We start from the raw sequence: 14,350 nt of genomic DNA on the forward strand, positions 1-14,350 counted from the left end.
GCTGCTGGGTGCCCGCGCCGCGGGGAGAGCGTACGGCCGGTTATTTCCAGATGGAAGTATTCGGTGCGGGGGAGGAGGCATCCGGTACGGGGGAGCGGGAGGAGAGCGGGAACGACCGGACGACCCGCAACTCCGCGCCCTCCGCGCGGGCCAGGTGCATACGGGGGTGCGACGGCCCCAGCGGCGCCGACCTCCACGCCCGCCGGGCCACCGGGTCCGTCCCGTGCAGCAGCCGGCGTACCGTCAGGGGCAGCCGGTCGTCCGGCAGCAGGGCCCCGCGCGCGGCCAGCGCCGCGACCAGGTGGACGCCGTCGTACAAACCGCGCGCGTAAGCGTCCAGCACCGGCGCCGAGGAACCGAACAGTGCGCGGTGCCGCTCGGTCAGCGCCAGTGCCCGGTCCTCGGTCAGCGAGGCGAAGGAGTCCATGCAGGCGTACAGGCCGCCGGTGTCGTCGCCGCCGAGGGCCAGCAGCCCGTTCTCCTCCAGCGCCCCGGACAGCCGTGTCAGCCGGTGGTCGAGGCCGCTGTGCCGCAGCCCCCGGTTGAAGCGCACCAGGTCCCGGCCGATCAGGCTCACCAGCACCGCGTCCACCCGCCGGCGGCGCAGACCCTCGACCAGCCGCTGCAACGCCGGACCCACCCCGCCCAGCGGCACCCAGCTCTCCAGCACCACCTCGGCGTGCGCCCGCCCGATCGCCCGCCGGGCCGCCCCGTGCACGGCCCTCGGCCAGATGTAGTCGTTGCCCACCAGGGCCCAGCGGCGCACCCGGTGACGTCGCGTCAGCCAGGCCACCGCCCCGGCCAGTTGCGGTTCCGGGTCGACGCCCGTGCACACCACGCCCGGCAGCCGGCCGCCGCCCTCGTGCGGCGGCGTGAAGACGTACGGCACCCGGCCCGACACCACCGGCTCGACGGCCCGGTGGACATCGCTGGCGTGGAAGCCGGCCACGGCCTCCACCACGCCGGCCCCGACCAGTCCCGCGACCTCCGCCGCCACCGCAGAGGGCGCACGGCCACCGTCCACCAGCACCAACTCCAGCCGCCGCTCGGCGGACCGGACCGGCCCCGGCCGGGCGGCACCGGTCGCACCCGCCGCCGTCCGCCCGTACCCGTCGATCCCGCCCCCGGCATTGACCTCGTGCGCCGCCAGCAGGGCCGCGTCCAGCGCGGACGGTCCGGTCATCCCCAGCGCCCCGGACTGCGGCACCACCAGACACAGCCGGAACGCCGCCGGATCCCGGGGCCCGTGCAGCGCGTCGAGCGGCTCCAGCAGCCGCGACTGGAGGTCCACGCCGAAGTCCCCGCCGAAATCCACGCCGCGAGTATGCTCCAGGAGCGCGGGCGACGCAGGAGGTGAGTACGCATGGAGCGCGTACGGCCGAATCCGACAGGACACGCCCCGGCACCGTCCGCCGCGGCCGACGGCGGCGAGGGGCGGCCCGCCGAGCCCCTGCTCGTCGAGGTGCTCACCCTCGCCCAGCGCCGGCTCGCCCAGGGCCTGGCCGCCGTGCTCGACGAGGAGCACTGCACGGTCGACCAGTGGCGGGTCATGCGCGCCCTCGCGGACGACGGCCGCGCGATGGGCGAACTGGCCCAGGGACTGCTCATCCCGCAGGCCTCCCTCACCCGCCTCGTGGACGCGCTCGCCGACGACGGCTGGGTCTACCGCAGCCAGTCCGACACCGACCGGCGCCGCATCCGCGTCCACCTGTCCCGGCGCGGCCGGACCCGGCTGGCCCGGCTCGACGCGCTCGCCGCCGCCCACGAGTCGGCCCTGCGCGCCGCCGTCGGCACCGACGCCCTCGGCATGGACTCCCTCGGCCCGCTGGTCACCCACCTCGCGGCCGGCGGCGAGATCCGCGGCTGAGCCCGGCAAGCGGCGGTGTCCCGGTAATCGGTCTGCCGTACGACCCCTGCTTCCGGACTGCCGTACGACCCCTCATACCAGAGCGGGATGATCCCCGGGCGATTTTGTCAACTGCCCACCGCACATGATGCGCGGGTGACTACGGTGAGTGGTCGTCGGGAGACGCAGTGCCGCTCTCCGCGGACCGGCCGACCGGCACAGCGATGGCGCATGCCCGCTCGCGCCCCACGCGCGAGCTCACAGGCCCGACGGACCAGTACGAGGATCAGATGTCTCACCTCCGTGCACCGGCCGCCCGCGCAGACCGCCGTGAGGGCGGACGGCACGGGCGGCCGGTCGCCCGCCCCGTCCCCTCGCTGCCCGAGACCCACCTACGGCCCCAACTGCTCCGCCTCGCGGTGCTGCCGCCGACCGCGGTCGCCCTCGGGGCGGGTGCCGCCGTGCTCTTCACCGTGCGCTCCACCGGCGCCCGCCCCGGACTCGCCCTGTGGGCGGTGCTCGCCGGGGCGTCGGCGGTGGCGCTCGCCGGCATCGTCACCGCCGCCGTCGCAGCCGGGCGCGCGGCCCGGTCCGTGAACGAGCGGATCGACGCGCTGCGCCGCGGCACGGCACGCCGCGAGGGCGACCTGCAAGCCCTCGTCGACGCGCTGCGCCACGGCGAGAGCCCGCCCGAGCGCAAGCCGCGCGGCGGGCCGCCGGACCACGCCGACGAGTTCGAACTGCTCGCCGCCGACCTGGCCCGCGCCCACGACGGGGCGGTCGCCGCCGTCGTCCAGGCCAGCAGGCTCTCCAGCCAGGCGGGCAGCGAGCAGAAGCTCGAGGTCTTCGTGAACCTCGCACGGCGCCTGCAGTCCCTGGTGCACCGCGAGATCTCCATCCTCGACGAGCTGGAGAACCAGATCGAGGACCCCGACCTGCTCAAGGGCCTCTTCCACGTCGACCACCTCGCCACCCGGATCCGCCGCCACGCCGAGAACCTCGCCGTCCTCGGCGGCGCCGTCTCCCGCCGCCAGTGGAGCCGCCCCGTCTCCATGACCGAGGTGCTCCGCTCCGCCATCGCCGAGGTCGAGCAGTACTCCAGGGTCAAGCTCGTCCCGCCCATCGACGGACGGCTGCGCGGCCACGCCGTCGCCGACGTCATCCACCTGCTGGCCGAACTCGTCGAGAACGCCACGGTGTTCTCCGCGCCGCAGACCCAGGTCCTGCTGCGCGCGGGCCTCGTCACCTCCGGACTCGCCGTGGAGGTCGAGGACCGGGGCCTCGGCATGCCCGTCGGCGAACAGGTCAGGATGAACTCCCTGCTGGCCGACCCCGACCAGGTCAATGTCGCCAGTCTGCTCGCGGACGGCCGGATCGGCCTGTTCGTGGTCTCCCAGCTCGCCAAGCGGCACGGCATCACCGTCCGGTTGCAGACCAACATCTACGGCGGCGTACAGGCCGTCCTGGTCATTCCGCAGGCGCTGCTGGGGGCCGGGCCGGAGACGGCCACCGACGCCCCGGCGGACGTCCGCCGACCGCAGCGACCGCAGCCTGCGCCGGGCGACGGTCCACGCCGGTCCCCGGCGGCAGGACCGCCGTACGCGGCCGGCCCGGGCTACGCCCCGGCGGCCGCGGGCCCGACCACCGGCCCCCCCGGCGCGCCCGCGGTGAGCGGCGGAGGGGAGGGCGGCGAGGGCCGGACCGATGACCGGGGCGGACAGGGCGGCGGCGCGCGTGACGGCCGTGTCGTCGACAGGCGCTCGGCGCCTCCGGCCGGTTCTGCATCGGTGCCGGTCGCGGGCGGCGGAAGCGTCCTCGGCCCCGTCCCGTCGGCCGGGGACAACGGGACGACGGACGGGCCTGCGGCGACCGGAGCGGAGGCCGCCCGCGAGCTTCCGCCGACCGGCACGCACGCACCACCGGCGGCCGGCGGCCCCGCGCCCCTGCCCCGGCGCGGCACGAGTACGGGGCGGGCGAACCCCGCGGAGGCGATGCCCGGCATCCGGCCCGAGGACCGCGCCGCGGTGGCCGCGAACGCGGGGATCGTGCCCACCCCGCGCGACGGCCTGGTGCGCGGCACCATGGGCAAGCCGCAACTGCCGCAGCGCCGTGCGCAGCAGCACATCGTGCCCCAGTTGCGCGGCGGCCCGGCGCCCCGTCAGGACGGCGAGGTCTTCACCGGGCACGATCCCGGCCTGATGGCCGCGTTCCAGCGCGGGATGGGACTCGCCGAGTCCCGGCAACGCCGGGAACCGCGTCCGGCGGACGCGGAGACGGGGACGGTGACGGGGACCGGGACGGAGACGTGGGCAGAGGCGGACACGATGGCGAACCGCCCGGACGAGGGCCCCGGCTCCTCGACCGTGGCGACCGTGGCCGCATCCAGGGGCGGCGCGCCCTCCCTGGACGTACCACCCCATGACGCGTCACCCAGCCCCGAGACCCGGCCCGCGCCCATGCCGTCCACGTCCGATCTCACCGCCCGGCACGACGGGAGCGCGCCGCCCGGATGACCCGCACCAGCACGACCGGAACCACCGGAATCACCGGCAGGACCGTCCCGCCGTCCCCACGAGCGCGGGAGTCCGTCCCCGCCCGGCCTCTCTCGCCCACCCCCGAATCCGCCCGCACCCCCAAGCCGACCCCCACTCCCACTTCCACCCCTACCCCCACCTCCAGCGCTCCCGCAGACCTTCGTACCCCAAGGAGTCGATCCACCATGGCGAGCGATGCGCCGACCGGCCAAGTGTCCGACCTCGACTGGCTGATGAGCGGCCTCGTGCAGCGTGTACCGCACACCACCAGCGCCGTCCTGCTGTCCTGCGACGGACTGGTGAAGTCCGTCCACGGCCTGGACCCCGACAGCGCCGACCACATGGCCGCGCTGGCCTCCGGCCTGTACTCCCTCGGCCGCAGCGCCGGAATCCGCTTCGGCGACGGGGGTGACGTACGGCAGGTCGTCGTCGAACTCGACTCGACCCTGCTGTTCGTCACCACGGCCGGCTCCGGCACCTGCCTCGCTGTGCTGGCGGGCCGCGAGGCCGACGCGGCGGTCCTGGGCTACGAGATGGCGATGCTGGTCAAGAGCGTCCGCCCCTATCTCGTGACCGCGCCCCGCCAGTACACCGTCGAACCCCCGGCGCTGCGGCCTTGAGCGCGGCGGCGGCCGGCGACGGGCCCTGGCTCGACGACGCGGCCGGACGGCTGGTGCGCCCCTTCACGGTCAGCAACGGCCGCACCCGGCCCAGCATCGCACTCGACCTCATGTCGCAGGTGATGGCGACCGGGGTGACACCGCTGGGGTATCTCGGCCCCGAGCACGGGCAGGCGCTCGAACTGTGCCTCGCCCCGGTCTCGGTGGCCGAGATCGCCGCCCATCTGAGGCTGCCGGCGGCGGTGGCCAAGGTGCTGCTGTCCGACCTCGTCGACTGCGGCGCCCTCACCACGAAACCCCCCGTGACCCATCACCACCCCACTGACCGGGCTCTTCTGGAGGCAGTGCTCGATGGACTACGACGACAGCTCTGACCACGGCGGCGGCCACGGCCGCGGCGGCGGGTACGACGGCGGCGGGCACGACTATGGCGGGCACGGCCATGGCGCGCCCGACCAGGGCGGCGCCTCCGACCCGTTTCCGACTGCGCTCAAGGTCCTGGTGGCGGGCGGGTTCGGCGTGGGCAAGACGACCTTCGTCGGCGCCGTCAGCGAGATCGCGCCGCTGAGCACCGAGGAACTCCTCACCACCGTCAGCGAGGGCACCGACAATCTCGACGGCATCGAGAACAAGGTCGAGACGACCGTGGCGATGGACTTCGGGCGCATCACCCTCGACCCGCGGCACGTGCTCTACCTGTTCGGAACGCCCGGTCAGGAGCGGTTCTGGTTCATGTGGGACGAACTGTCGGAGGGCGCGCTGGGCGCGGTGATCCTCGCCGACACCCGCCGCCTCCAGGAGTGCTTCGCGGCCGTCGACTTCTTCGAGCAGCGCGGTCTCTCCTTCATCATCGCCGTCAACGAGTTCGACGGCTCCTACCGCTACCACCCCGACGAGGTGCGTGCCGCCCTCGACCTCGACCCGGAGATCCCCGTGGTCCGCTGTGACGCCCGTATCTCCAGCTCGGGCGTGCAGACCCTGCTGACCCTCGTACGGCACCTCCTCGCCCAGGCCCCGCACGGCGCCGGAGCCCGGCCATGAGCTACGACCCGCCGCGCCCGGCCGGTCGCCTGCTGCTCACCCCCGAGGACACCGAGGCCCCCGCCCGTACCCTGCGGTTGCGCAGGCTCGGTCTGGGGGAGCGTCCCGAGCCCGCCCTCGACGCCTTCGCGGACCGGCTCGCCGAGCGCACCCGGGCGCCGTACGCAATGGTCAACTTCCCCGGTGAGAACGGGCAGTTCTTCGCCGGGCTGCACCGGCCCGCACGGGACGTCCTGAACGTCGACACTCCCGCCCCCGCCGCCCCCGTCGCTTCCACGGGCGGCGACGGCCCGGCGGCCCCCGCCGTCCCGGCGGGCGCGACCGCCCCCGCCCCCGCCGGCGGCGCGGGCCCGCGGCCCGAAGTGGGCCGCTACCTCGCCCGCGACCACAGCTTCTGCCCCCATGTGGTGGCCCGGCGCAAGGCACTGGTGCTGGAGGACGTCCGCGACTATCCGCGGTTCGCGGGCAATCCGGTGGTCGACGAGTTCGGCATCCGTTCCTACCTCGGCGCCCCGCTCATCGACAGCACGGGGATGGTGCTGGGCACGGTGTGCGTCGTCGACATCGCGCCGCGGCCGTGGGGGCGGGAAGGCCTGGACACCATCAAGTCGGCGGCGGCCGAACTCACCCGGCGGCTGGAGGAGAGGGAGCCGGACGGCTTCGGTGTGTGACGGGCGGGGGTGGCCGGGTCGGGGCTGGGCGGCCGGCACAGGTGGCTGTCGCGTGGCCGAGGAGGGCGGTGTGAAGGAAAGCTGTGGCCGCGTTTAAGAAATCCTCGATGGACCGGCGCGCCGTCGTACGGCAGATTGCTGTGCGATCCCACCCCCCTCCCCGGACGCGGGTCCCTCCGGCATGCCCGGATCCTCGCCCGGGGCGCCAACCACAGGAGCCGTAGCGTTGAAGGCGCTGGTCAAGCAGAAGGCGGAGCCCGGACTGTGGCTCGCGGACGTTCCCGAGCCCGCCATCGGACCCGGTGACGTACTGATCAAGGTGCTGCGCACCGGTATCTGCGGTACCGACCTGCACATCCGGGCCTGGGACGGCTGGGCGCAGCAGGCGATCAGCACGCCGCTCGTGGTCGGTCACGAGTTCGTCGGCGAGGTCGTCGGGACCGGGCGCGACGTCGCGGACATCAAGGTCGGCGACCGGGTCAGCGGCGAGGGTCACCTGGTGTGCGGCAAGTGCCGCAACTGCCTGGCCGGGCGCCGCCATCTGTGCCGGGCCACCATCGGTCTGGGCGTGGGCCGCGACGGCGCCTTCGCCGAGTACGTCGCGCTGCCCGCTTCCAACGTGTGGGTGCACCGCGTCCCCGTGGACCTCGACATCGCCGCGATCTTCGACCCGTTCGGCAACGCCGTGCACACCGCGCTGTCCTTCCCGCTGGTCGGCGAGGACGTGCTGATCACCGGTGCCGGACCGATCGGCCTGATGGCCGCCGCCGTGGCCCGGCACGCCGGCGCCCGCAACGTCGTGATCACCGATGTGAGCGAGGAGCGCCTGGAACTGGCCCGCAAGGTCGGCGTGAGCCTCGCGCTCAACGTCGCCGAGTCGACGATCGCCGAGGGGCAGCGCTCGCTCGGCCTGCGCGAGGGCTTCGACATCGGCCTGGAGATGTCCGGCCGCCCCGAGGCGATGCGCGACATGATCGCCAACATGACGCACGGCGGCCGGATCGCCATGCTCGGCCTGCCCGCCGAGGAGTTCCCGGTCGACTGGGCCCGGATCGTCACCTCGATGATCACCGTCAAGGGCATCTACGGCCGTGAGATGTTCGAGACCTGGTACGCGATGTCGGTGCTGCTGGAGGGCGGGCTGGATCTCGCCCCGGTGATCACCGGCCGGTACGGCTACCGCGACTTCGAGGCGGCGTTCGCGGACGCGGCCAGCGGCAAGGGCGGCAAGGTCATCCTCGACTGGACCGCGTAACCCCCGTCACCCGCAAGCACCTTCAGGAGATCCCCCTATGTTCGACACCGTCCGCGACGACCTCCGCGCCACCCTCGACGAGATCCGTGCCGCCGGTCTGCACAAGCCCGAGCGGGTCATCGGCACCCCTCAGTCCGCTACCGTCAACGTGACCGCGGGCGGCCGCCCCGGCGAGGTCCTGAACTTCTGCGCCAACAACTACCTGGGCCTGGCCGACCACCCCGAGGTGATCGCCGCCGCCCACGAGGCACTGGACCGCTGGGGCTACGGCATGGCCTCGGTGCGCTTCATCTGCGGCACGCAGGAGGTGCACAAGGAACTCGAGGCCCGGCTGTCGGCGTTCCTCGGCCAGGAGGACACGATCCTGTACTCCTCCTGCTTCGACGCCAACGGCGGTGTGTTCGAGACGGTGCTCGGTCCCGAGGACGCGGTCATCTCCGACGCCCTCAACCACGCCTCCATCATCGACGGCATCCGCCTGTCCAAGGCCCGCCGCTTCCGCTACGCCAACCGCGACATGGCGGACCTGGAACGCCAGTTGAAGGAGGCGAACGAGGGCGGCGCCCGGCGCAAGCTGATCGTCACCGACGGCGTCTTCTCCATGGACGGCTATGTCGCCCCGCTGCGTGAGATCTGCGACCTGGCCGACCGCTACGACGCCATGGTCATGGTCGACGACTCGCACGCCGTCGGCTTCGTCGGCCCCGGCGGCCGCGGCACCCCCGAGCTGCACGGCGTGATGGACCGCGTCGACATCATCACGGGCACCCTCGGCAAGGCCCTCGGCGGCGCCTCCGGCGGCTACGTCGCCGCCCGCGCCGAGATCGTCGCCCTGCTGCGCCAGCGCTCCCGCCCGTACCTGTTCTCCAACACCCTCGCCCCGGTGATCGCGGCGGCCTCCCTGAAGGTGCTGGACCTGCTGGAGTCGGCCGACGACCTGCGGGTCCGGCTGGCCGAGAACACCGCGCTGTTCCGCTCCCGCATGACCGAGGCGGGCTTCGACATCCTCCCCGGCGACCACGCCATCGCTCCCGTGATGATCGGCGACGCCGCGAAGGCCGGACGGATGGCCGAGCTGCTGCTGGAGCGGGGCGTGTACGTGATCGGCTTCTCCTACCCGGTGGTCCCCCAGGGCCAGGCCCGCATCCGCGTCCAGCTGTCCGCCGCGCACTCCACCGCGGACGTCGAACGCGCGATCGACGCCTTCGTCGCGGCCCGCGCCGAGCTGGAGGGCTGAAGGGCGCACGGCTGCCCGGCCCGCGTCCCGGACGGCCGGCGGTCTTGCGATAATCGATCTCATGATCGAAGCGCGGCGGTTGCACATCCTCCGTGCGGTGGCCGACCACCGTACGGTGACGGCGGCTGCCGCCGCGCTGTACCTGACCCCCTCGGCCGTCTCGCAGCAGCTCGCGGCCCTGGAGCAGGAGACCGGGCACCGACTGGTGGAGCGCGGCGCGAAGGGTGTACGGCTCACCCCGGCCGGCGAGATCCTGCTCAGCCACACCAACGCCGTCCTCGCCCAGCTGGAGCGGGCGGAGGCCGAGCTGGCGGCCTACGGTTCGGGCGCGGCCGGCACGGTCACCGTCGCCTCCTTCGCCACCGGCATCGCCGAGGTGGTGGCACCCGCGGTGGCCCACCTGGCCGAGGCCGCGCCCGGCATCCGCATCCGCGTCCGGGACGCCGAGGGCGACGCCAGCCTGCCCATGGTGCTGGACCGGCAGGTCGACGTGGCGGTCGCCGTGGAGTACCGGGGTGCACCGCCCGCGGACGACCCCCGCCTCACCCACGTCCCGCTGTACGCCGAGCCCTTCGACGCGGTCGTCCCGGTCACCCACCGCGTGGCCGACGCGGCCGAGATGCCGCTGGCCGAGCTGGCCAAGGACCCGTGGATCAGCCCCTACCCGGGCAACCCGTGCCATGACGTGGTCGTTCTGGCCTGCGAGAACGCCGGGTTCCAGCCCCGTATCGACCACTCCTCGGACGACTTCCGTGCGGTCGTGGCCCTCGCCGCGGCCGACGCGGGCGTGGCCCTCGTCCCGCGCTCCGCGCTGCGCGGCATGGACCTGGCGGGCGTGGTCGTCCGGCCCGTCGACGGTGTGGCGCCCACGCGCCGGGTCTTCGCGGCCGTGCGCCGGGGCGCGGAGGAGCACCCGCTGATCCGCCCGGTGCTGGACGCGCTGGGCGAGGCCGCCCGGACGTGAGGCTTCCGTAACACGGCCGTCTCATATTCGGGATAACGTCCCAGATGTGAGACGAACCGAGGAGATCCTGCCGGACCCGGCGGGCCTGCCCGAGCCGTTGAGCCCGCCGGACCCCGTGGACGCCCGTCTCGGCGCTCGGCTGGCCCAGCTCAGGACCGAACGCGGCTGGTCGCTGGGGGAGCTGGCGGAGCGCAGCGGAGTGAGCCGGTCCACCCTGTCGCGGGCGGAACGCGCCGAGACCAGCCCCACCGCCGCGCTGCTGAACCGGCTGTGCCATGTGTACGGGCGGACCATGTCCCAGCTGCTCAGCGAGGTCGAGGCGGAGCCCGCCCCGCTGGTACGGGCCGCCGACCAGCCCGTGTGGGAGGACCGGGACTCCGGCTTCGTACGGCGCTCGGTGTCGCCGCCGCACACCGGGCTGCGCGCCGAACTCGTCGAGGGCCGGCTCGCCGCCGGCGCCGACATCGCCTACGACCGCCCGCCCGTCGCGGGTCTGGAGCAGCACATCTGGGTGCTGGACGGGGCCCTGGAGGTGACCGAGCGGGACACCGCGCACCGGCTTCGGGCCGGTGACTGCCTGCGGATGCGGGTGTGGGGGCCGACGCGGTTCCGGTGCCCGGACGACACCGGTGCGCGCTATCTGCTGGCGGTGGTGCGGCCGTGACCGTGCGACTTCCGGCCCCGGAGCCCCTGGACGCGGCCCGGCTGGACGACATGGCCGGGGAACTGGCCGCGCTGCTGGTCGACACGGTGGACGGCGGCGCCTCCGTCGGCTTCCTCGCGCCCCTGGAACCGGCCGAGGCCGTGCTGTGGTGGCGGGAGCGCGCGCGGGCCGTGGCCGCCGGACGGCTCACGGTGTGGGTGGCGTACGACGCCGGCGGACCGGCCGGCACGGTGAGCCTCGCCCTCCCGGACAAGCCCAACAGCCGCCACCGCGCCGAGGTCGTCAAGCTGATGGTGCACCGCCGTGCCCGCGGCCGCGGTCTGGGCCGCGCCCTCCTCGCCACCGCCGAGGCGGCCGCCGCCGCGGCCGGGATCACGCTGCTGCACCTGGACACCGAGACCGACAGCCCCGCCGAGGCCCTGTACCGCTCCGCCGGCTGGACCCGCGCCGGGATGATCCCCGACTACGCGGCGAGCCCCGACGGCGTGCTGCGGCCGACGACCCTGTACTACAAGCATGTGGGGACGGCCGCCGGCGGCGGGTGATTGTCAGTGGCGGCGGCTACGGTGCATGCCATGCCGGATGCCGAAGACGTACGCCGTATCGCCCTGTCCCTGCCGGACACGACGGAGAAGATCGCCTGGAGCATGCCCACGTTCCGGGTCGCGGGAAAGATGTTCGCCACGCTGCCGGAGGACGAGACCTCCATCGCCGTGCGCTGCCCCAAGGAGGAGCGCGACGAACTGGTCCTGGCCGAGCCGGAGAAGTTCTGGATCGCGGACCACGAGTCCCAGTTCGCCTGGGTCCGCGCCCGGCTCGCCGCGCTGGAGGACGAGGATGAGCTGCGCGACATCCTCGCCGACTCCTGGCGCCAGGCGGCCCCGCCCCGGCTGCTGGAGGCCTACCCGGAGCTGGGGCCGCCCGCCGTGCGCTGAAATCCCCTGGGGCGTTGTCAGCGGGCCATGGCATGATCCGAAGGACGGAGGCAGCCGGAGCGGAGGGGACCTCGGCTGCCGCCGTGAGGGAGAAGCCGGGGGGCGAGCGGGGGACGGGCAGGGCGGGGTTCGGCCGGGGAGGGGAGCGTCAAGGGGATGACCGGGACATCATCGCAGTCGTCACCAGGGGAGGCGGCGGCAGCAGGGCATGACAGCGTTGCCGGAGCCGGGGCGCCGCCCGCCGGAAGGCGAGCCGACGCCGGAGCTCGGGCAGGGACCGGGCCGGGGGCCGAGGACGGTGCGCGGGCGCGGCCGGTCTGGTCGCGGGACTTCGCGCTGTTCTTCGTCGCACGGGCCGTCGCCCGCCTCGGCGACACCATGCTGCCCGTCGCGCTCGCCGCGGGCCTGCTGGAACACGGGTACGGCGCGGGCGCGGTCGGCCTCGCCATGGCCTCGACGGCCGCCGCCTTCGCGGGACTGGTGGTCTTCGGCGGGGTCATCGCCGACCGGTTCAGCACCCGCAAACTGATGATCGGCGCCGACCTGGTCCGGCTCGGCACCCAGTCCCTGGCCGCCGTCCTCTTCTACTCCGGGCACGTGGTGCTCTGGGAGATCTGCGCGATCGGCTTCGCCAACGGTGTGGCCGGCGCGGTGTTCCAGCCCGGTGTGGCCAGTACGGTGCCCCGGCTCGCCGCCGACATCCAGGGGGCCAACGGCGCCATACGCATCGCCGAGTCCGCCGCCCAGCTCGCCGGCCCCGCCGTCGCCGGCCTCCTCGTCGGCTTCGCCTCGCCCGGCGGGGTGTTCGCGGCCCATGCCGCCACCTACGCGGTCAGCGCACTGTGCCTGCTGCTGCTCAGGCTGCCCCCGCTCCCCGCGGGCATGGACCCTGCGGCCGGTCACGGGTCGGGGACGTTCAAGGCCGACCTGGTCGAAGGATGGCGGGAGTTCAGAGCACGGACCTGGCTGTGGGGCGTCATCGCCGTCTGGTGCCTCTACATGATCGCCGTCTGGGGCCCGACCGTCCCGCTGGTGGCCACGGAAGTGGTCCAGCAGCACGGCCCGCGCTCCTACGGCCTGATCAACTCCGCCCTCGGCGCGGGCACCGTCGTCGGCGGCTTCCTCGCGCTGCGGCTGCGGCCCCGCCGCATGCTGCGCGCCGGTGCGGTCGCCCTCTTCGCCTTCGTCTGGTTCCCGGCGGCCGTCGGGGCCGGCCTGGGGGTGCCCCTGATGGCCGCGGGCGCCGCCGTCGCCGGGGCCGGAATGTCGTTCTGGGGCGTGATGTGGGCGACCAGCGTCCAGACACAGGTTCCGCCGGACGTCCTCAACCGCATCCACGCCTACGACGTGGCGGGCTCCCTGGCCATGATGCCCGTCGGCCAGGCCCTCGCCGGGCCCGCCGCCTCGGCCCTGGGCGCCGGTCACGTGCTGCTGGTGTCCGCCGCGATCAGCCTGGTCGTACCGACCGCGCTGCTCGCGGTCCCCGCGATACGCGACCTGATACGCGCCGACGCACGGCCTCCCGCCCGCCCCCCGGGTGCGGCGGCCGGACCCGGGCGGGCGCACCCGGAGAGGCGGTAGCCCGACGAACGGGCACCGCGACCCCATCGGTTCTCGGGCGCGCCCCGACGGTTCTCAGGCGCGCTCCGACCCCGGCCCGCCGCCGAGGAACGCCGAGATCCGCTCCCGCAGCGACCGGGCGTCGAGCCCGTGCGCGGCGGTGTGCTCCGCGACGGTCCCGTAGCGCCGCAGTTCGGCGCGGCCCACACCGAGACCCATGACGCGGTGCGGGACGTCGGACAGCGCGTCGTTCGCGGCGGCCGTCGACGTGCCCGCCAGGTACGGCTCGACGAGGACGACATCGGCCCCGGCCGTCCGAGTGGCCCGCCGCAGGGCGGCCGCGTCGAAGGGCCGTACGGTCGTCGCGTACAGCACGGTCACGTCGAGCCCCTCGGTCGTGTCGAGCACCGCGTCGAGCATCGGTCCCACGGCGACCACGACACCGGAGCGGCCCTCGCGCACGGTGGTGAAGCGCTCCCCGTCGACGGGGCGCGCCTGCGCGTTGGACTGCACGGACAGCCGTACGTAGACCTTGTCGTCGCCCGCGGCGACCGCGTGCCGCAGCAGCGTCTCGGCCTCGTCCGGATGACCGGGCACATGGACGGTCCAGCCGTCCAGGGTGTCCAGCAGCGCCACATCGCCCGGCGCCATGTGGGTGTAGCCGCCCGCGGGCCAGTCGAAGGACGCGGCGGCGCTCACCAGCACCGCGCCCACGTCCTGGTGCCCGAGATCGAGTTTGACCTGCTCGAAGGGCCGCTCGACGAGGAAGCTCGCGAAGGTGTGCACCACCGGCCGCATCCCGGTCAGCGCCAGCCCCGCACCGGCGCCGACCAGGAGCTGCTCACGGATGCCCACATTGATCACCCGGTCGGGATGCCGGCGCCGGGCCTCGGCGAAGCCGTCCTTGCCGATCTCGGCGAGGACGACCGCGACCCGCGGATCCTCGTCGAGCAGGCGGGAGACGACGGGTGCGAAACGGTCACGCATGGTGTCCATGAGGGTGGACCCTTTCCAAGGAGAGGG

At 74.2% G+C, this 14,350-nt stretch carries 15 protein-coding genes; 13 read left to right on the plus strand and 2 right to left on the minus strand.

Features of this window, described 5'->3' with window-relative positions; genetic code table 11:
• Window positions 1-40 precede the first annotated feature (40 nt).
• The gene (locus tag IE318_RS25625; RefSeq protein WP_229903739.1) at window positions 41-1,315 is read right to left on the minus strand and encodes an ABC transporter substrate-binding protein; all 1,275 of its coding nucleotides are present in this window, start codon (window positions 1,313-1,315) and stop codon (window positions 41-43) included.
• A gap of 48 nt (window positions 1,316-1,363) precedes the next feature.
• Between IE318_RS25625 and IE318_RS25630 the strand changes: the two genes are divergently transcribed.
• The 13 genes from IE318_RS25630 (at window position 1,364) to IE318_RS25690 (ending at window position 13,348) form a co-directional block, all read left to right on the plus strand.
• Window positions 1,364-1,867 (plus strand): MarR family transcriptional regulator, encoded by a 504-nt coding sequence (locus IE318_RS25630; protein ID WP_030176601.1) that lies wholly within the window; start codon window positions 1,364-1,366, stop codon window positions 1,865-1,867.
• Between the two features lie 269 nt (window positions 1,868-2,136).
• Window positions 2,137-4,359 carry a sensor histidine kinase gene (locus tag IE318_RS25635; RefSeq protein ID WP_189904053.1) on the plus strand — a complete coding sequence of 741 codons (2,223 nt, stop codon included), beginning with the start codon at window positions 2,137-2,139 and terminating at the stop codon, window positions 4,357-4,359.
• A gap of 206 nt (window positions 4,360-4,565) precedes the next feature.
• Window positions 4,566-5,000, plus strand: a complete 435-nt coding sequence (locus tag IE318_RS25640) for a roadblock/LC7 domain-containing protein (protein ID WP_030176607.1) — start codon at window positions 4,566-4,568, stop codon at window positions 4,998-5,000.
• Window positions 4,997-5,374: a DUF742 domain-containing protein gene (locus tag IE318_RS25645; protein ID WP_189904055.1), complete on the plus strand. Its 378-nt coding sequence runs from the start codon at window positions 4,997-4,999 to the stop codon at window positions 5,372-5,374. The genes IE318_RS25640 and IE318_RS25645 overlap by 4 nt, the downstream gene beginning before the upstream one ends.
• Complete coding sequence (locus IE318_RS25650; protein ID WP_229903740.1) at window positions 5,352-6,041, plus strand: GTP-binding protein; 690 nt, start codon at window positions 5,352-5,354, stop codon at window positions 6,039-6,041. Before IE318_RS25645 ends, IE318_RS25650 begins: the two co-directional genes overlap by 23 nt.
• Complete coding sequence (locus IE318_RS25655; protein WP_189904057.1) at window positions 6,038-6,712, plus strand: GAF domain-containing protein; 675 nt, start codon at window positions 6,038-6,040, stop codon at window positions 6,710-6,712. Before IE318_RS25650 ends, IE318_RS25655 begins: the two co-directional genes overlap by 4 nt.
• A gap of 226 nt (window positions 6,713-6,938) precedes the next feature.
• Complete coding sequence (tdh, locus tag IE318_RS25660) at window positions 6,939-7,967, plus strand: L-threonine 3-dehydrogenase (protein WP_189904060.1); 1,029 nt, start codon at window positions 6,939-6,941, stop codon at window positions 7,965-7,967.
• Window positions 7,968-8,004: 37 nt separating this feature from the next.
• A complete protein-coding gene (locus IE318_RS25665; protein WP_030176622.1) occupies window positions 8,005-9,204 on the plus strand; it encodes a glycine C-acetyltransferase in 1,200 nt (399 codons plus the stop codon).
• A gap of 61 nt (window positions 9,205-9,265) precedes the next feature.
• On the plus strand, window positions 9,266-10,168 hold the full coding sequence (locus IE318_RS25670) for a LysR family transcriptional regulator (RefSeq protein ID WP_189904062.1): 903 nt from the start codon (window positions 9,266-9,268) through the stop codon (window positions 10,166-10,168).
• Window positions 10,169-10,253: 85 nt separating this feature from the next.
• A complete protein-coding gene (locus IE318_RS25675) occupies window positions 10,254-10,832 on the plus strand; it encodes a helix-turn-helix domain-containing protein (protein ID WP_189904201.1) in 579 nt (192 codons plus the stop codon).
• 50 nt (window positions 10,833-10,882) lie between these two features.
• Window positions 10,883-11,377, plus strand: coding sequence for a GNAT family N-acetyltransferase (locus IE318_RS25680; RefSeq protein WP_189904203.1), 495 nt, complete (start codon window positions 10,883-10,885; stop codon window positions 11,375-11,377).
• Between the two features lie 30 nt (window positions 11,378-11,407).
• Entirely contained in the window at window positions 11,408-11,767 is a 360-nt protein-coding gene (locus IE318_RS25685) for an MmcQ/YjbR family DNA-binding protein (protein WP_189904064.1), read from the plus strand.
• A gap of 156 nt (window positions 11,768-11,923) precedes the next feature.
• Window positions 11,924-13,348 carry an MFS transporter gene (locus IE318_RS25690; RefSeq protein ID WP_229903741.1) on the plus strand — a complete coding sequence of 475 codons (1,425 nt, stop codon included), beginning with the start codon at window positions 11,924-11,926 and terminating at the stop codon, window positions 13,346-13,348.
• Window positions 13,349-13,402: 54 nt separating this feature from the next.
• Here IE318_RS25690 and IE318_RS25695 read toward each other — a convergent pair whose 3' ends face one another.
• A complete protein-coding gene (locus IE318_RS25695; RefSeq protein ID WP_189904066.1) occupies window positions 13,403-14,323 on the minus strand; it encodes a transketolase family protein in 921 nt (306 codons plus the stop codon).
• Between the last annotated feature and the right edge of the window lie 27 nt (window positions 14,324-14,350).

This window comes from Streptomyces spiralis, assembly GCF_014654675.1.
GTDB classification, from domain to species: domain Bacteria; phylum Actinomycetota; class Actinomycetes; order Streptomycetales; family Streptomycetaceae; genus Streptomyces; species Streptomyces spiralis.